Below are 18,805 nucleotides of genomic sequence, written 5' to 3' on the forward strand. Positions count from 1 at the left end.
ACGCCGCCCGCCACCACATAGTACGTGTGCTATGCGACCCCTCTATACCTGCGTTTTTGCAGGTCAAGCGGTGTTCGGTGACCCGCTGAGGTACGCGTTCGGCCGGGGTTGTTCGTGGTTGTTGCCGTCACTACTGCCGTCAAGGGTCTAGACCACTTGTCTGGCGGGACCTCCGCGGTTCGGCGGGCGGTCACCGGGGCGACCCTCAGCAGGCGTGCGGCCCACTGGTGCGTCGGTCAGCCTCGCAACACGAGTGCCGGGGGCGGGAGTGGTCGGTCGACTCTCCGCCGGAGGCGACGCCAGCCACCGCCCCGGTGAGCCCGGCGACGGACGAGAAGGGTCGGCCCCCTGGGTCGGCCCTCTTCCCGTTGGATAGCCCGTTGGGATATCCAACGGAACAATTTGCTGCGCCAGCAGCCAGTTTCTGGTCAGCCTGGTCACGGGCCGCTGCCTCGTCTGAGAGCCGGGTCCGGCTGCGTCAGCGGTGAGCGGCTACTCCGCACCGAGGATGCGCAGGCCGTGGTGGGCTCGGAAGTCCTCGTAGTCCTTGAGGTTGAGCGTGGCCAGCGGCAGGTCGTAGGTGAGGGCACAGGCCGCGATCCACATGTCGTTGATCGGGCGTGGGCGTCCGCGCTGGATGCCCGCGGCTGACAGGCGGCCCCAGGTGGCGGCGACGGCTTCGTCGCCGGGCAGGACCGGGATGCCGGAGAGCCAGTCGGCGAGCTCCTGGCGGCTGCGGTCGCCCCAGTGGCGGATCTCGGTCCACTTGGTCAGTTCGCCGAAGGTGACGAAGGTGATCAGCGGCTTGCGGCCGATCAGCCTGGTGGCGACCGGGCCGGTGAGCTTGCGCTTGTGGGACAGCGAGGCGACGTCGGTGTCGAGGATGACGGGTTGCACGGCGGCGGCTCAGGCGACGTCGCGGTGGCGCTCGGCGTACGTGAAGGCCAGGAACTCTTCCAGTTCCTCGTCCGACTCGAAGGTGTCGGCGGCGAGGTCGTCCAGGGACCGAATCGGCTGGGTGTTCTTCGCGGCCAGCAGCTCCTCGACCGAAACGCGGGGCCGAAGCGGCGGGTAGCCGGAGTACTCCGCGTCGGGTGTGCTCATCGGGGACCTCCACCAGGGACGGCATGTAACTACCGAGACCAGCATACGAGGGCCAACTCGCGCTGACACCGGGCTTCACCCCACGGAGCCGATCTCCGAACGTGCGTGCGCCGGCCCTCGAAGGTGCCGGCGGGATCTTGGGCCGCTGGCCTGCCTGGGGTGGGGTCGGGTAGGGGCAGGTGTCCGGGGCCGGGTGGGGAGGGATCGGCCGATGCTGGGGCGCTGGGAGCTTCGCTCCCCGCCCAAGGCGACGCCGGCCACCGCCCTCGGTGAGCCCGGTGACGGACGTCAAGGGTCGGCCCCCTGGCTGGCCCTGTGCCTGCGATCCGGCCGTAGGACGGTCGTAGGCGACAACTTGCTCTGCCAGGAGCCCGACTCCGGTCAGCCCAGCGAGCTGGCCCGTTGCCGCTCCCGCCGCCCGACCGCCCCCGGCGGCTCGCCCTCCAGTAGCGCCTGATCCCAGGCAGTGAACGGCGGGTCTGTCGGCGACGGCGGCCAGCCCTGGCGGGCGGGGCCCGCCTTGAACCTCGCAGAGAAAATCTGAACGCACGTTCCTCGCGCCGCCTGGGGCGGCGATTCAGCGGCTTCGCTCGGTGCCGCCCGCTTCCAGGGCTTCGACGCGGGCGCGGAGGTCGGCGAGCTGCTCGACGGCCTCGGACAGTGCCCGCTCCAGTGCCTCGACGCGGGCCGCCGTCCCGCCTGCGGGCCCGGTCTTCCCCTCCGGTTGATCGAGGTCATCACTGTCAGCGTGGCGGGCGACGAAGGCGCCCTTGCCGGGGCGCGAGACAGCCCAGCCGTCCTGTTTCAGCAGGCCCATGGCCTTCTGCACGGTCAGGCTGGAGGCCCCGAACTCCCGCATCAACGTGGTCTGCGTCGGCAGCGCGTCCCCCGGCTTCAGCCCGCCGGAGCGGATCTGCTCTCGCAGGGTCTCGGCGATGACCTCGAACGTCAACGGCACTCCGCCGCCCGCCGGCCTGCGCCCGCGCCGCGTCGTCATCACGCCCGCCACCCCTGCTTTCCGTGCCCTCTACCAGCAGATTCCGGCCCGTCCAAACCGGGAGACCGGCCTCACACTACCCGCGTCCCGCCACCCACAGAAAGGAATGAGGAGGGATGCACTTGAATGCGCACGTGGAGCGATGTTAACGTCACGCACCCGCCGGTGATCACCACCGCGCCCCCGCCGACCAGACCCCGCCGGTCCCGGCGTCCGCGCCCACCTACGAGGCGCCCGTTCTCCTGTGAGCCGATCGCTTCGGCCTGCCCGCGCACGCCGTGCCGCCCCTCCTCACGTTCCGCCTTCCGCCGAAAGGCTCATCCGCGCATGTCCGCACAGCTCCAATTCCCTTGCTGCACAACCGCTCCCGCTCGCACGCGTCCGTCATCGGCGTTCACCACGCCGACCGGCCCGGCGAACGCCACCGACTCGGCACCGTTGGGCGGTCGGCGCTGGAGCGCCGGGCCAGGCTGACCGGCAGGCTGGCGAAACTCTCCGCCACCGGCCACCTCGCACCACTGGCACGCCAGATCAGCACCCTCGGCGGCTGCGCCCGCCCAGTCCGCCTCACCGGACAGCGCACCCGCATCCACAGCACGACGGGCCAGGTCCTCGACCACCTCGACTCGCGGCACCTCCCCGCGGGTGAGCTCCTGGTCCGCTGCGGCAACCGTCGCGCCACCCGCTGCCCGGCCTGCTCCACCGTCTACCGCTACGACACCTACCAGCTCATCGCCGCCGGACTGCGCGGCGGCAAGACCGTCCCCACCAGCGTCGCCGCACACCCCCGCGTCTTCGCCACCCTCACCGCCCCCGGCTTCGGCCCCGTCCACAACCAGCCCGACACCGGCCACTGCCACTGCGGTGCCCGGCACCCCGACGGCGACCCGCTCCTCGGCACCCCGCTCGACCCCAAGCGCTACGACTACGCGGGCGCGGTGCTGTGGAACGCGCATGCCCCCGCCCTGTGGGCGCGCTTCACCACCCACCTGCGCCGCGAGATCGCCAAAGCCGCGGGACTCACCCAGCGCACCCTGCGGCACCACGCCACCCTCTCCTACGCCAAGGTCGCCGAGTACCAAAAACGCGGCCAGGTCCACTTCCACGCCGTCATCCGCCTCGACGGACCCACCGGCCCCACCAGCACCCCGCCCGCCTGGGCCACCACCCAGCTCCTCGACCACGCCGTACGCGCCGCCGCCACACGCACCCGCGTCCTGCACGAAGGCCAGTCGCGGCACTCCGCCGGGGACGCACTCCGAGCCCAGGACGCTGATCGGGAACGGCGGTTGATGTTCCGGTTCGGGCGGCAGATCGACGTCCGGCCGATACGCGGCACGGACTTCACCGGCGACGCACCGGTCACCGACCGACACGTCGCCGCCTACATCGCCAAGTACGCCACCAAGGGCGCCGAGACCACCACCGGCACCCTCGACCGCCGCCTCCGACTCCTCGCCGAACTCGCCCAGTACGACATCACCGACCACGCCCGCCGCATGATCCACACCGCCTGGCACCTCGCCGCCCGTCCCCAGCACGCCCACCTCCGCCTGCGGCAATGGGCCCACATGCTCGGCTTCCGAGGCCACTTCTCCACCCGCACCCGCCACTACTCCACCACCCTCGCCCACCTCCGCGCCGAACGCACCGCCTGGCGCACCCGCCAAGCTGACGCGGCTGCTCCGGCCCCGGTCGGCCCGCGCGCCGGGCAGACGAACGTCGGCAGCAACATGTCCACCGGCGGGCAGCCGGTCACTGACCGGCACGGTGACCGCGACGACCGCAGTGACCTGACCGCCGGTCACCGAGCCGGTCACTGCGCCGACACAGCCGGTCAGCGCGGCAGCGCGGACACAACCCTCGTCATCTCGCACTGGCAGTACGCCGGAACCGGCCTCCTACCCGAACTCGCCCACCTCGCCGACCTCCTGGAAGCCAAGCGGGCTACCCGGCCCGACGGACATCGACCGAATGGCCCCGGTCACTCCGACCGTCACCGACCTGGTCACCCCGGTCGCCAGCCCGGCGCGGACCGGACGGGAGCCGTCGCGTGACCGTCGGCACCGAACTCCTCACCGTTCCCCAGGTCATGGAGCGCCTCCAACTCGGACGCACCGCTGTCTACGACCTGCTGCGCACCCACCAGCTCCCCTCCCTCACCCTCGGCCGAGCCCGCCGCATCCCCGCTCACGCCCTCGACCACCTCGTCCGCACCCGACTCGAACAGGAAGCCGCCTGATGACCAACCCCCGCCCCGCATCCCGCCGCAGCCGTGCTAACGGCGACGGCACCATCTACCAGCGCAAGGACGGCCGCTGGGAAGCCGCCGGCTACGTCCTCGCCCCCGGCGGCACCCGCAAGCGCATCCGCGTCTACGGCACCACTCGCAAGGAAGCGGCCGACAAGCTCACCGAAGCCGCCGCCGCCAGTAACCGCGGCCTGCCCGCGCGCGTCAGCGACACCACTGTCGCCCAGTACCTCACCTACTGGCTCGACACCGTCGCGGTCCACCGGCTGCGGGCCACGACGCACGCCCGCTACACCGCTGTCGCCCGCCTCCACATCCTGCCCGCACTCGGCCACAAGAAGCTCCACCGGCTCACCATCGCCGACGTGCGCGCCTGGTTGGACCAGCTCCGCGCCGCCTGTCAATGCTGCGCACGCGGCACCGACGCCGCCCGACGCCCCGACCCCAAGCACCCGAACCAGCAGCCCCGCTGCTGCGCGATCGGCCAGTGCTGCGACAAGCGCCTCTCCCCGCGCACCCTCCAGTACGTCCACGCCGTCCTCAACTCCGCACTCCAGCAAGCCGTCCGCGACGAACGCGTCGAACGCAACGTCACGCGACACGTCCAGGTCGGCCAGATACGCCACCGCCGCTTCGAACCCCTCACCGCCGCCGAAGCCCGCCGCTTCCTGCAGGTAGCACGAACTGACCGGCTCCACGCGCTGTGGGAACTCGCCCTGCGCACTGGCCTGCGGCGCGGCGAACTCCTGGGCCTGACCTGGGATGACCTCGCCACCGAAAGCCGCACCCTAAAAGTCCGCCGCACCCTCCAGAACGCCCCCAACGGCGGCACCGCCCTCTACCCCACCAAAACCCGCGCCGCCGAACGCCGCATCGCCCTCCCCGCCGCCTGCCTCACCGCCCTCAGCAGGCACCGCCGAACCCAGGACACCGAACGCCAAGCCGCCGGGGATGCCTGGGCAGAGCGGAACCTGATCTTTGCCGCCCTCACCGGCGGCCCGCTCGATCCCGGCGGCGTCACTCAACGATTCCGAACCTTGTTGGGAAGGGCTGGACTTCGCCGAACTCGCTTCCACGATCTACGGCACACGTGCGCCACCCTCCTCCTGGAGCAGGGCGTCGAGCTGGTCACGATCAAGGAACTCCTCGGCCACGCCCACATCGCGGTCACCGCCGAGGTCTATGCACACGTCCGACTTCGCCTCCAGCACCAGGCCATCGAAGCCCTCGGCCATGCCTTGGAAGACGGCAACGACCCCGACGCCCCCCTCGCCGTAACCCCTTCCCGCTGACCTCGACCGCCCGAGCACCACGGAGCCCCGCACCGTCACCACGGTGCGGGGCTCTTCCGTTCGCCGCCGTTGCCGTCAGCGCTGCCGTCAGGGCAGCCGCGAAGCCCCACCGGAAAGCAAATCCAGCGAGACCTCGGCAGCATTACCCGGCGATTTTCGAGTGGGCGACATCGAGTGCCCAGCGCATGAATTCGGCAGAGACATTCTGAATCCTGGGGCTAATGCTCACTGAGGCTTCCTCCCAGCCGCCGTCACCAGAAACGGTGACAGCGAGGAGTGAGCCGAGAGCACTTCTTTCAGGGTCAACGAATTCGATCACCCGCTCATCCGATGTCACGTCATCGAAGTCAATGACGTCGAATTCCTTTCCCTGAAATGAATCTCTTGACATCTCACACCTCCTGTCAGTCGAGGAACCCGGAGAAGGCCCCTGACTGGGAGAACCTCGCGCCCAGACCGCTCGGCAACCGGATATCCACCGTGTCCTGCCATTGGCCACCAATACGGCCGTATCCTGGAGACGAGACCGAGTCCGGGTTCGTCAGGATCTCATCGAGCATGTCCTGACCCGCCGCGTTCCAGCCCGCCGGATTCTGCTTCCCGGCAGGAAGAGGCCAGCCATTCGGATTTCCATTCCTTCCCGCATGCTTTGCCAGCGCACGACCGGCAAGCGTGTACTCACCCCGCTTGTCAGAAGGATCAATCTTGGCGCCAGACTGCGATGCTGCATCAACGTCGATATTGCAGTTATGAACCAAGATCGGCGTCGTACCGGCGAGTACATAGTACGTGTGGAGTTGCTGAACAGTGAGGTTCCAGCGGTCCGCTATGCCAGGTGTGGCTCTGGTCGCGACGACGTAGACGTGGCCGTTTGTGTCTGTGTTGAGAGCGTCGCCAGGCTGGAGTTGGCCAGCAGGGACCCATGTATGGGTGCTGTCGTCCCAGAAGGGGTGGTTGGCGGTGGTGTGAAGGGTGGAAGTGTGGCCGTCCTTGGCGCGGATGGTGACATCGAGCAGGTCGTGGTCGTGGTTGATCCATACGTGCTGGACCGTGCGGACGCCTCGGTGTTTGCCTGTCTTGGGGTCTGCGGCTTCGACCTTGTCTCCGGCCTTGATCTTCCCGATGGGCTTGGTCTTGCCCTTCTCCAGGAGGACGGGCGTGTCGGGGCTGAAGCTGCAGCGGTCAGCGGCGCTCAGTTCTCCTTCCTCGGCCTCGCCGCCACCAAAGATGGCGAGTGCGCCACTGGCCATGAAACCGCCGGCGTCGTACGAATGGGAGGATGTGTTCACGCCCAGGTGTGAGACGGCGGATTGGTAGGCTCCGGTGGCTGCGCCGCAGGAGATACCGAAGGTGCAGGTGGGGCTAAGGGCGTCGGCGGCGCTGACAAGGGAGTTGATGGCGCCCGCGAGGGCATCCGTCACTGAGACGGCCCGCACAGGCTTGTAGCGCTCGTTCCTGTTGATCTGCTTCTCGATGGCCCCGTAACGCGTAGCCGTGCCCATGGAGCCGTATGTGGGTGTGTTCTCGTAGTACCGGGTTTGGGCCTGCGGAGAGGTGTATTCGGTGGTGTGCCGGGTGATAACCCCGCCGTGGCAGTTGTAAAGGGTGCCGCACTCCTCGCTTCTCTCCCCGGTGGGATCGCTGTTGGAGATGGGGTTGTCGGCGCCATAGGTGTAGCCGTTGAGTTCCTGGGAGCTGGCTGCCTCGAAGAGGGAGTCGAGGCTGATGAAGCGGCCGAGGGTGGGGTCGTATTCGCGGGCGCCTATGTGGGTGAGGGCGGTGGTGGTGTCGGTGGTTTTGTTGAGGAAGGTGCGGTTGTCGGCCCAGGTGGTGGTGGTGCCGCGGGGATTGCCGTAGGGGTCGAATTGGCGCCAGGTGGGGGTCTGCGCGGTGTAGTCGAGGTAGAGGCTGTTGGTGCCGTGCTGGTCGGCGGCGAGTTCGAAGCCGTAGTTGGTGCCGGTGCCGGTGCGGACGATCGTGGCGCCGCCGGGGGCTGTGTAGTAGCGGACGCCGGTGGCGGTGCCGGCGGCGTCGTTGAGGGTGATCTGTTCGCTGCCGAGATACAGGGTGGTGGTGCTGGGGTCGACCTGAAGGAGGAGGTCGCCGTCGGCGTCGTAGATGTAGTTGGTGGCGGTGCCGGTGGTGCTGTTGGAGACGCTGGTCAGCTGTTCGGCGTTGTTCCAGATGAGGGTCTGGTTGCCTGTGTTGGTGTTGCGGGTTTTGGTGTTGCCAGCGCTGTCGTAGGTGTAGCTGGTCGAGCTGGTCGAGCCGCCGGTGTTGGTGGTGCCGGTCATGGTGTTGGGCTGGCTGCTGGACCAGACACCGGTGGTGAGGGTGTCGCTGCCGGTGCCGGATACGGTGTGCTGGGTCTGGGTGAGCCGGTTGCCGATTTCGTCGTAGGACCAGCTGGTCCAGTACGTGCCGCCGGTGATGCCGTCGCCGACAGTGCTGTGGTCACTGCTGGTGGGCGTGACAGTGCAGGTGTCGGTTGCTGTCGAGGCGGTAGTCCATGCAGCGGTGAGGCGGTCGAGGGGGTCGTAGTTATAGCACTGGGTCTCGGCCGTGGTGCTGGAGCCGGAGCGGGTTTCGCTCTGGCGGGTGATGTTGCCTGACAGGTCGTACTTGTACGCAGTCTCATCGACGCTGGCGGGTGTGGTCGTGGAGCGGGTCGCGAGCTGGTCGGCCAGCTCCCCCGTGTGGGCGTCATAGCCGTCGGTGACGGTGGCGTACGAACTGGAGGAACCGAGCTGGACCTGGGCCACTTGGTTGTAGGCGCTGTAGGCGGTGCTCTGAACGTAGCTGTAGGCGGTGGTGGCCAGTGCGTTTGGTTCGTCGTCGTTGTTGTAGCCGTGGGTGATGGTCTCGGCGGGCAGTCCGCCACCGAGGGCATAGGTGTCGGTCCACAGCAGGCCGTTGACGCTGGTGTAGGAGTGGGTGATCTTCCACGTCTTGCCCAGGACGCTGCCCTGGGCGGCTGAGGGGATGATGGTCTCTTCGCCCAGGGACTCGCCGAAGACGTTGAAGTTGACAGCCTGCCGCGTGTAGGCGTAGCCACCGCTGTAGGAGGTCGCCGTCGTCACGTGCCCGACCGGGTAGGTCATGCCGGTGATGGCGGTGTTGGCGTTGTCGTAGACCCAGGCTGCAGTCTGGTTGCCAGGGGAACTGGTGGAGGCGTAGGCGGCCTGGTCGGCGGTGGCGGCGGCGTACTGGCCGGTCCTACGGTCGAGGGCGTCGTAGGTGTAGGAGACGTACAGGCCGCGGGAATCCTGCGCCTGGAGCAGGTTGCCGTCGCCGTCGTACGTCATGTCGGAGGTCTTGCCGGCCGTGGGGTCGGTCTTGGAGACGACTTCTCCGGCCAGGTCGTAGGTGCTGGTCCAGACCTGGTTCTTGGCATCCGTGGTGGTGGACTGCCGGCCATGGCCGTCGTAGCCGTAGGTGGTGGCCGTGGTGGCGCCACCGGTCAGGTAGAAGATGCCGGTGGCAGCGTTCAGCGGGGTGGTCAGCGTGGGTGCGGTGGTGTACTCGTCGAGTTCGCTGGTACGCCCGAGCGGGTCGGTGCGGGTGGTCCTGGTGACCCCGCCGTCGGGCGGGACGACGGTGGTTGCGTCGCCGTTGTAGACGGTCGTCGTGGTCGTGACGACCGACCCGTTCTTCTCGGAGATGTCGTAGATCTGCCGGCCGAGACCGTCGTAGGTGAAGACGTCCTGGACAGGGACTTGGTTGTCGGCCACCGACTTCAGGGACAGCGTGGGGGTGGTGGTGGAGTCCCAGTAGCCGGTGTTCTTTTTCGCGGTCCAGCCGCGGGAGTCGTAGAGGGTGTCGTCGATGAGACGGCCGCCCTGGGGGGTGTAGGTCTGGGTCTGGCGCATGCGGCCGAGGGAGTCCGCGATGCCCACCGAGGTGAGGTAGCCGCTGTTGTCATTGAGGGTGTTGGTGACCACGCCTGACAGGGAGCCGTTGGACAGCGTGTACGTGTAGGTGAGGTTGGCTAGCGCGGTGGTGGCGCGGGAGTTCTTCCACACCGATGTGGTCCGGCCCAGCGCGTCGTACTGGGCGGTGGTCACCACATGATTGGCGTCCGTGCTCGTGAGCGTGAGCCCGCGCTCCGTGTCCAGCGTGGAACTGGTGGTGTGGGCGATCCCGCTCACCGTGGGTGCTGTGACGCTCTGTCCGGTGGTCAGGTAGGCGGAGTTGACCGTGTAGCCGGTCGTGGTGGTGTTGCCGTTGCCGTTGGTGGTGCTGGCCAGGCGGTGGTAGGTGCTGTCGTAGGTGTTCTTCGCGCTGGTCCGCCAGGTGAAGGCGCCCGAGCCGTAGTCAGTGGCGTTGCGGGTCATGGTGACCAGGCCCATGGTCGGGGCGGCGGCCTGTGGGAATGCGGTGGAGAAGGTGGGGTCGTCGTAGAAGGTCCGGGTGGCGGAGACGACCTGGTCCGGCCGGTTGACGCTGGACGGTGCGCCAAGAGTGTTCAGTCCGCTGGGGACAGAAGTGACGGACCCTTCGGTGAAGCCGGAGCAGGCGACGGAGTCTGCTTCGGTGCCGGAGACCAGGCCGACGAGGTTGGCGCTGGTGTTGGCCGGAGCGTAGGTGGTGGCGGTGCACCGGTCGTAGTCGGTGTTGGCCGGCACGGTATGCGTGTAGGTGTAGGTCGGCAGGCCGAAGTCGTCGTCGCTGCGGGTGGCGTCGTAGGTTGTGTCGGTCTCGTTGTAGCGCCAGCTGGTGCTGCCCTTGTCGGTCAGCCGCTGCCGGGTCCACACCTCGGCGGTGCCGGTCGCGTTGGCGGTCAGATCCGGCAGCCCGGACCGGGTGCGGGTCGCGGTGGCCGCGGAGATCCAGTACGAGGTGATCGTGGAGTGGTCGACGCCGCCACCGTTGCCGAGGTAGGAGGTGGACTCCAGGATGCTGCCCGCGAGTTGGGGGGAGTCGGTGTGACTGCCGCCCTGGGAGTCGGTCAGCGGCACACTGCGGGTCTTCGTGGACGAGAGCCAGTCGCCGTCCATGCCCTGGTAGTAGGAGTCGACCTGCTTTGTCTGGGCGTCGCCGGAGCCGTTGCCGGTGGTGGTGGTCACCTGCTGGTAGCCGCGCCACTGCCCGTAGGTGCGGTACTTGGCCTTGGTGGTCTCGTCGTCGTCGTAGTGCCAGGCCGCACCGCTGTAGGAGTAGTCGGTCTCCTTGGTCGCCGAGCCGCCGGTGGTGTCGGTCTCCAGGACCTCCTGGACCGCGTACTTGTTGAACCAGTCCAGCATCGGGCTGATGTAGCCGCTGGGCGTCCAGTACTCCGGGAAGCACGAGGCGGTGTTCGAGGAAGGGGTGGCCGAGGTCGAGCAGGCGGTCGGCAGCGCGTAGGAGACGCCAGTCACGCCGCCCAGTTCGTTGGTGATCGCGGTGATGCGGTAGCGGAACAGGCCCGGATAGGTGGAGGTACTCACCCGGTTCTCCAGAGCCGAGCCGGTGAACTTCACCGCAGGCATAGTGATCTGCGAAGTCGAGCCACCCGCGGTGGTGTCCGAACCGGTGCGCTGCACTGAGGACAGCCACAGCGTCGCGCTGGTCGCATCCCCGGTGGAGGGCTCCGTTTGCGTCAGCGTGTAGGAGTCGACCGTGACGTACGCGCTGGAGGAGACCGAATACTGTTGGGCTGTGATGGAGGTCAGGCGGGCAGTGGAGAAGAACGACGGTGCGTAGGCACTGCAAGTGGCCCCGGAGGCGCAGATGAGGTCGAACGGGACGTCAGGGTAGTAGGAGGCGTTGGAAGAGGTCTCCGCGCTGCCGCAGTTGGTGCTGGTGGAGGTGCAGCGCACCGATGTGCCGTACACGATCTTGTCGGGGACGGTGCCGTAGGGGCCGGTGGCGGTGGTGAAGCCGTAGTCAATGTGCGCGAGGTAGGAGTCGCGGACGTACTTGACTTCGGAGTCGCCGTTGTGGGCGCCGTAGTAGTTGGTGTCCTGCGTGTAGTAGTACGCCATCGCGTCGCCGGTAGCCGTGGTGACGTAGTCCAGGTGCCACTTGTAGGCCATGGTGCAGTAGCTGCTGGTGGCCGTGGAGTTGTAGCAGGGATCCGTGGAGTGGGCGGCGTACACGCGCTCGGAATCCACCGAGTTCGTCGTGTCCTTGCCGGACACCCAGCCGGGCAGTTCGTTACGGCCGAAGTAGTACTTGGTGCCGTCCCGCTCGGTGATCACCCAGTACGACGTGTCGTACGTGCCGGAGCCGTTCGCCGAGCCGGTCACCTTCGTGACCGTCTCGCCGTTGTCGTCGGCCAGCTTGAAGGTGGAGGAGTTCTTGTCGTAGACGATCGACGTCGACGACCCGTTCAGAGACATGGTCAGGACGGGCCCGTCGTAGCACTCGTCCGAGGTGGTCACCGAGCCGGCGCTGCCCTCAGGGGAGTCAGAGCAAGGTGTGAACTCCTGGGCAACAAACGAATCCTGGGTGGTCCAGCCGTCGCCCACCCAGGATGACTGTGCCTGGGTGTTGGCCGTCTTCCCGTCGACGCTGCCGGAGTCGTAGGACAGCGACGCGTCCGGTGCCAGTGACGTGGACGCTGCCGGAGAATCCACCTTGTAGGTATAGGTGAAGTCACCTGAGGAGCCGGACTGTCCCCAGGAACCCGCAGACGACAGAGTAGAGGCGTAATTGCCTCCGGCCCCGCCTTCCTGTCCGGTCGAATCGGTGGCCGCAATCACCGTTGCGGCACCGGACGTCGAAGCCGCCTGGGCTGTGGCAGATTCGGAGACCTCACCGGTGTAGACAGCCGACTTCGCCGCCCCGGACGCGGTGTGGACGGCGCTGGTAGCGCTCTTCACCGAGGCGGTGCCGACGAGGGTTACCTCTGCGGAGACGGCGGTTTTTTTAGGGTCGTTGTGGGATGCCAGTGGTGTCTGCTTGCGGCACTTGGCCAGTTGCGGAGTGGTCAGCGCGCACGCGGGCAGTTCCACCAGCCTCAGCCGGGATGCGTAGTTGCCGCCCACTGCTTCACGGAAGGCGCTGTAGTCCAGCCCTACCTTCACCCGGCTGGAACTGGCCGTCGTACTTTTTGTGCTCTGTGTTGCGGCCAGAGACCAGAGGAGGCCAGAGATACCCAGCCGCTTGGACAGCGACCGCGAGCGCACCGAGACCGCAAGCGTCGTTGGACCCGCGTAGGCGCCCTTGCGTGGAGCCACGGCTTGCGCCCATACGGGTGTCCCTGACGCGGTGGCCTTGGAGCCGGTGGCCGCCGCATGCTTGGGCGCGGCAAGCCGCAAATGCCCTGCCTTGGCAGCCGGCCAAGCCGTCCGGGTCGGCACAACGGTGTGGCGAGTGACGCTGGAGAGATGCACATTCTTGTGCGGTACAGGCTTCAGCCCGGTGACCGAACGGCCAAGGTCCGCCTTCGGTTTCGCCGCCTTTGTGGCAGCCGTCGTGCTGGAGAGGGTCAGCGCGGTCGCCGTCGACCCGAAGGCCAGAGTCAGGCACAGGCACCAGGCCAGTACCGCAGCACATCCCACCAGAAGCCTGCCGACCGTGCGCCGGTAACGCGCCTGTACTGCCCTGCTGCTTCCGCGCACACGTCTGCCGGACACGGCTCCCCCTCGTCATGACGACATGCCGAAATATCGAACACTCACCGCTGGCCCAATAGCCGCCTCAGTGATCGTTCGCCCGATGGCAAGAAATACATGAAGGTTCAATGCAGATGAATAAGGAGTCGGAAAAAAACCGCGCCAAGAAGATTGACAATCTTCATCACAAGCGGACATCTGCGGCATGTGAATGTGGTGATCTGGGTCACAAACTTCCACTCCAAGGGCCGCGCCCCCTTACGTTGTCGCAGCCCAGCCGCCGCCATCGCCAAGTCCTGGACGCCGCACACAACTGATCGCCCGTCGCGATGCAATCCTAGAGAAAGCAAGGCGCCTTTGCGAAAAATTGACACACGTTCAGGATTGATCGACGTCGACTGAGGGCAGTTAGACCGGATTTTCATCAGGAAAATACCTGGGGGAAAGAAAGTGCAAAAGAATTCACGGGCTTCTCTGCCTCGATCGTGGGCGAGCCTCACATTCGTCAGCGCGATCGCTGTGGCGATCTGTGGCACCGTGGGCCTTCCCAGCCTCGCCCATGCGGCCACTACACCTCACGCCAGCACGACCACCCGGACGCCAGCCGGTGCTTCCTCCGGGTTGGGGGAGGCTGAAGCCCTGTCCAAGGCCCGGGCAACCGGCAAGCCGGTCCAGGCGACGGCCGATACCACAGACTCCTCTACCCTCACCGCGAACCCGAACGGCACACTGACGCTCAGACAGACGCTCGCCCCGGTGCGCAAACGGGTCCACGGCAGATGGAAGAAGCTCGATCCCACGCTCGTGCGTCACGCGGACGGCACCGTCTCCCCCAGAGTGTCGACCAGCGCCCTGGCACTCTCCGATGGCAATACGGACGGCCCTCTGGCGACCATGCGGGCCGGGAGCGGCTCCCTGGCCGTCTCCCTCCCGCCGGCCTTCACCCTGCACACGCCTGCCCTGTCGGGACCCATGGCGACGTACCACAACGTCCTGCCCGGCGTGGATCTCGCGGTCACCGCACAGGACACCGGCGGGTTCAGCGAGGTCTTGGTCGTCAAGAACGCCACCGCCGCAGCGAACCCCGCACTGACCAGCCTGAACCTCTCCGCCAAGGCCACGGGCGTGACCCTGGCCAGTGACGCGGCCGGTGACATCGCCGCCAAGAACCGCAAGGGGCAGACCCTGTTCTCGGCCAGCGCCCCCACCATGTGGGACTCCAGCCGGCCTGCCGCGAACACTCCGAAGACGATTGACCCGCGCACCGGGCAGACCGTAGACCGTCGTAGTGGCGTCCCCCTTGCTTCCAGCCCGGTTTCGCCGGGCGACGCCGCTCGCAAGGCGAGCCTGAAGGCCGCCTACCACCGGGGACACATCAGCCTTTCTCCCGCGCGCAGCCTGCTGAGAGGCAAGGGCACCGTCTACCCGGTCTACATCGACCCCACCTTCATTCCCTCGGGTCAGACCGACACCGTCCAGGCGTGGGCGTTCGTCGACAGCGAGTGGCCTGACACCTCGTTCTACAAGCCCGCGGCGTCCACTCCCGGCCCCCTGCATGTCGGCTACACCGACTGGACCTCCGATGTGTCCACCAACCGGGCTTATTTCCAGACCAGCATCCACAGCAGCGTCTGGGGCGCGGACGACATCATCTCCTCCGAGATCTCCTTCTACGAGAACTGGTCGGCCTCCTGCACCAAGGAGGAAATCGACCTCTACGGGACCAACGCGATCTCTTCCAGCACGACGTGGAACAACCAGCCCACACACCTCAAGCTCGGTGAACTCGGCAGCCAGACTGTCGCCCACGGCTGGTCCACCGACTGCGGCCCTGCAGACGTCACCTTCGACATCCGCACGCTCATGGAGCAAGCCGCTGCCAACAAGTGGTCGAAGGCCACCTTCGAGTTGAAGGCTGCCGACGAATCCAACGACCTGGCCTGGAAGCAGTTCAGCAAGCAGGCCACCATCACCACCACCTACGACCACACCCCCAACGTCCCCACCTCACTGACCACCAGCCCGAGCACCAGCTGCACCGCCGCAACTCCTACCTCGCTGGGCCTGGGGGACGTCACTCTGCGTGCCGGGGTGTCCGACCCGGACGGCACCACCAGTCCGCTCGCCGCCAACTTCACCCTGAAGAACATGGCAAGCGGCACGACCTACACCCGGGCGGTCGACTCCGCCAGCGGCACTACCGCAAGCACTCTCTACTCCCACACCAGCACGTCCGGGCCCTTTCAGGCACTCACCGCGAAGACCGAGTTCGCTTGGTACCTCACCGTCACCGACCACGACCTGACGAGCAGCCAGTCGAAGATCTGCCACTTCTACTACGACCCCACCGCCCCCGGGGCCCCCAGCATCAGCCCCGACACATCCACCACTACAAGCCATTGCCCCGAACTCACTGACAGCCCCTCGGGCGACCTTCTCCATTGCACAGTAGGCACAGCCGCAAACTTCACCATCGCGGACACCAACACCACCACGACTCCTGGCAGTTACCGCTATCAGCTCAACGGCGGCAACCCGGTCAGTGTCACCGCCGGGAGCTCCAGCCCCTACACCGCCAGCATCTCCCTGAAGCCGACCACCCAGACCAACGTCCTGACCGTCACCGCCGTCGGCACAAGCGGCAATATCGGTGACACCTACGACTACCGATTCGTCGCCCACGCTCCCGCAACTGCCGCCTACGACGATCTCAACGGCGACGGCAACGCCGACCTGATCGCTGTCGGCGGCACCAACTCCCTACCTTCGGGGCTCTGGCAGGCCACCGGAGCCGGAAACGGCAAGATCGACGCAGTTGCCCGGAACATCGGCATTGACGGTAACGGCATCTCCACCGCCCAGACCCCTGGCTCCTTCACCAGCACGCAGGCCATCACCGGCCACTTCTTCACCGGAGCCGGCTTCAACGACGTCCTCGACTACTCCTACAACACCGCCACCGGCGCCATCAGCGGTGAAATCCTGCGCGGGCAGGGCGACGGCACCGACCTGCAGCCCATCGACTCCATCCCGATCACCAATTCCGCAGGTGTCTTCGCCCTGACCGACACCACCACCAACGACGACGGGACGACCACCAACACCGTCACACCGACCACCTCCATCGCCAGCGGTGGCAGCCTGTTCAACACCCTCAATGGTGACGCCCCCACTGGCTACCCAGACCTCCTCCTGCTGGTCAAGGGCTCCCTCTACGACGAACCGTCCACAGGGCAGGGCATGTACATCGGAGCCGGCACCGAGCAGGGCTCCCTCGATCTGTCCGACTACAACCCGTACTGCCTCGCCCAGAACGCCAGCACCACCACCAGCTGCACGACCGACTGGAGTGGCTGGACCATCACCAGCACCCTTGACGCCAACGGCATGCCGCAGCTGTTCGCCCGCGACACCAGCACCGACACCAGCGACCCCTCCCACGGTCAGCTCTGGTACCTCAGCCCCGACAACCTCCAAGCCCTGGCCTACGGCGCCACATCCCTGACCTCCGTCGAGGCAGCCTCCACCGGCTGGGATGCCGTCAGTCAGCCCACACTCCAGGCCGCTGACATCAACAACGACGGCACACCCGACCTGTGGACCGTGAGCAACACCGGCACCGCTACCGCCCATGAGATGACCCTCTCCGGTACCACCGCGGTCTTCTCCACTCTCACCGGCCAGGCCTTGACGACCGACACCCACGACTGGCCCCTCAACGACTACAACAGCGACCCACACGCCCCGCTCACCGCGAAGGACGGAGGCACCAGCGCAGTCAGACTCACCGGCACCAGCGGCGTCACCGCCCCCGAAGGCGGCCTGTTCGACCCCGACGTCCAGCTCGCCGCGAGCGACCACGACTACCTCCAGAGCGCCCAAGCCCTGGATCTGACCAAATCCTTCACCGTCTCCATCTGGGCCAGCCCCACCGCCTACGGTGGCGCCGTCCTCTCCCAAAGCGGCAGCGCCGACTCCGGCATCTTGCTGTTGCCCACCAGCGACGGCTGGCAGTTCAGCCTCAACACCGGCGTCGGCACCGCCTGGGCCTTCGACACCGTCACCGGCGGCACCGTCCACCTCGGCACCTGGGCCCACCTCACCGCCACCTACAACGAGACCACCGGCGTCATGAACCTCTACGTCGACGACGTCTTCGTGGCCACCGGAAACCACACCGCGCCCAGCACCGGCGCCAGCGGCAACTTCCAGCTCGGCGACGACTGGCACAGCAGCGCCCGCGCAGACTACTTCAGCGGCGAACTCGCCCGCGCCCAGACCTGGACAGGCGCCGCCGTACCCCCGGTCCAGCCCTACACCCCGGCCGGCTACCACCAGGCCGTCACCCCCACCCGCATCCTCGACACCCGCAGCAGTAGCGGCCTGACCTACACCAGCGGCATCACCGCCGGCGCCAGCACCGTCACCCCCGACTCCGTCACCCACCTCAAGATCGCGGGCGACACCGTCACCACCCCCGTCAGCGGCGCCCCCACCACCATCCCCAGCACCGTGACCGCGGTCGCCGTGGACGTCACCGCCACCGCGCAGACCGACAGCGGCTACGTCACCGCCTACGCCGACGGCACCCAGCGCCCCAAGACCTCATCCACCAACTTCGCCGCCTCCACAACCGCGACCGGCTACCAGATCGTCCCCGTCGGCAACGACGGCAAGATCGACCTCTACACCCACATCGACAGCAGTACCGGCACCGCCGCCCTCCTCGTCGACGTCACCGGCTACTTCACCAGCGACCCCACTCTGACCGGCGACCAGACCTACACGCCCCTGGGCAGCGCGGTCCGCGCCCTGGACACCCGCTCCAGCGTCGCGCACACCAGCCTGACCAGCACCGGCACCGTGGCCGCGGGCACCAACTTCACCCTGCAGATCACCAGCCTGAACGGTGTCCCCAGCAACGCCACCGCCGTCGCCGTCAACCTCGCCGCCGCCAACGCCGCCGGCAGCGGCTACCTCCAGGCATACGCCACCGGATACGCCCCCACCGCCGCCACCAGCCTCAGCTTCAACACCGGCAATGCCATCGCCTCCCTCTCCGGAGACGTCCCCATCGGCACCTCCGGAACCATCACCGTCTCCGTCCACAGCAACGCCACCGCCGTCCTCGCCGACATCTCGGGTTACTACACGACCGGCACGGGCGGCCAGAAATTCCACGCCGTCAACCCGACCCGGCTCGTCGACACCCGCAGCGGCATAGGCGGAACCAGCACCCCCGTAGCCGCCAACAGCACCTACACCCTCAGCACCGCCACCACCCAACAGATCACCACAGCCACCACCCCCACCCTCGCCGCCATACTTACCGCCACCAACACGGTAGGCAGCGGCTACGGCGTCGCCTACCCCACCAGCACCGGCAAACCCGCCACCAGCAACCTCAACTGGGGGACCGGCGACACCATCGCCAACCTCACCCTCACACCCACAGACGCCAGCGGACGGATCAGCATCTACAACAACAGCTCCGGCCCCGTCGACTTCATCGTCGACTGCAGCGGCTACTACACCTGACCAAACCACCCCGCTGATGCAGGGGGGTTTCCGGGAGGCCGAAGGCCCTCGCCGCGAGGCGAGGGCCTTCGGCCATACCTGAGCG

The 18,805-nt window shown here is 67.3% G+C and carries 9 protein-coding genes; 4 read left to right on the forward strand and 5 right to left on the reverse strand.

Annotated features, from left to right (window positions below; translation table 11 throughout):
• Positions 1 to 492: 492 nt before the first annotated feature.
• From AB0958_RS12960 to AB0958_RS12970, 3 genes are all read right to left on the reverse strand, one after another.
• Positions 493 to 897, reverse strand: coding sequence for a type II toxin-antitoxin system VapC family toxin (locus AB0958_RS12960; RefSeq protein ID WP_366890438.1), 405 nt, complete (start codon positions 895 to 897; stop codon positions 493 to 495).
• A gap of 9 nt (positions 898 to 906) precedes the next feature.
• Positions 907 to 1,104 carry a hypothetical protein gene (locus tag AB0958_RS12965; RefSeq protein WP_155057999.1) on the reverse strand — a complete coding sequence of 66 codons (198 nt, stop codon included), beginning with the start codon at positions 1,102 to 1,104 and terminating at the stop codon, positions 907 to 909.
• Positions 1,105 to 1,681: 577 nt separating this feature from the next.
• Positions 1,682 to 2,101 carry a GntR family transcriptional regulator gene (locus tag AB0958_RS12970; RefSeq protein ID WP_366890439.1) on the reverse strand — a complete coding sequence of 140 codons (420 nt, stop codon included), beginning with the start codon at positions 2,099 to 2,101 and terminating at the stop codon, positions 1,682 to 1,684.
• A gap of 350 nt (positions 2,102 to 2,451) precedes the next feature.
• Between AB0958_RS12970 and AB0958_RS12975 the strand changes: the two genes are divergently transcribed.
• From AB0958_RS12975 to AB0958_RS12985, 3 genes are read left to right on the forward strand one after another with little or no spacing between them, the layout of a single operon-like run.
• On the forward strand, positions 2,452 to 4,158 hold the full coding sequence (locus AB0958_RS12975; RefSeq protein WP_366890440.1) for a replication initiator: 1,707 nt from the start codon (positions 2,452 to 2,454) through the stop codon (positions 4,156 to 4,158).
• A complete protein-coding gene (locus AB0958_RS12980; protein WP_366890442.1) occupies positions 4,155 to 4,343 on the forward strand; it encodes a helix-turn-helix domain-containing protein in 189 nt (62 codons plus the stop codon). The genes AB0958_RS12975 and AB0958_RS12980 overlap by 4 nt, the downstream gene beginning before the upstream one ends.
• On the forward strand, positions 4,343 to 5,644 hold the full coding sequence (locus AB0958_RS12985; protein ID WP_366890443.1) for a site-specific integrase: 1,302 nt from the start codon (positions 4,343 to 4,345) through the stop codon (positions 5,642 to 5,644). The genes AB0958_RS12980 and AB0958_RS12985 overlap by 1 nt, the downstream gene beginning before the upstream one ends.
• Before the next feature lie 142 nt (positions 5,645 to 5,786).
• On the opposite strand, the gene AB0958_RS12990 is transcribed toward AB0958_RS12985, so the two are convergent.
• On the reverse strand, positions 5,787 to 6,035 hold the full coding sequence (locus tag AB0958_RS12990; protein WP_366890444.1) for a hypothetical protein: 249 nt from the start codon (positions 6,033 to 6,035) through the stop codon (positions 5,787 to 5,789).
• Positions 6,036 to 6,048: 13 nt separating this feature from the next.
• Positions 6,049 to 12,651 carry a polymorphic toxin-type HINT domain-containing protein gene (locus AB0958_RS12995; RefSeq protein ID WP_366890445.1) on the reverse strand — a complete coding sequence of 2,201 codons (6,603 nt, stop codon included), beginning with the start codon at positions 12,649 to 12,651 and terminating at the stop codon, positions 6,049 to 6,051.
• A 1,287-nt stretch (positions 12,652 to 13,938) separates the two neighbouring features.
• Here AB0958_RS12995 and AB0958_RS13000 point away from each other — a divergent pair.
• Positions 13,939 to 18,720, forward strand: coding sequence for a LamG-like jellyroll fold domain-containing protein (locus tag AB0958_RS13000; protein WP_366890446.1), 4,782 nt, complete (start codon positions 13,939 to 13,941; stop codon positions 18,718 to 18,720).
• Positions 18,721 to 18,805: the final 85 nt, after the last annotated feature.

Source organism: Streptomyces sp. NPDC006655 (genome assembly GCF_040703965.1).
In the GTDB taxonomy this organism is placed as follows: Bacteria; Actinomycetota; Actinomycetes; order Streptomycetales; family Streptomycetaceae; genus Streptomyces.

Excerpts from the sequence above, each read along its gene's own strand:
- AB0958_RS12965 (WP_155057999.1), bottom strand. The coding sequence starts at position 1,104 with ATGAGCACACCCGACGCGGAGTACTCCGGCTACCCGCCGCTTCGGCCC.
- AB0958_RS12990 (WP_366890444.1), bottom strand. The coding sequence starts at position 6,035 with ATGTCAAGAGATTCATTTCAGGGAAAGGAATTCGACGTCATTGACTTC.
- AB0958_RS12970 (WP_366890439.1), bottom strand. The coding sequence starts at position 2,101 with ATGACGACGCGGCGCGGGCGCAGGCCGGCGGGCGGCGGAGTGCCGTTG.
- AB0958_RS12985 (WP_366890443.1), top strand. The coding sequence starts at position 4,343 with ATGACCAACCCCCGCCCCGCATCCCGCCGCAGCCGTGCTAACGGCGAC.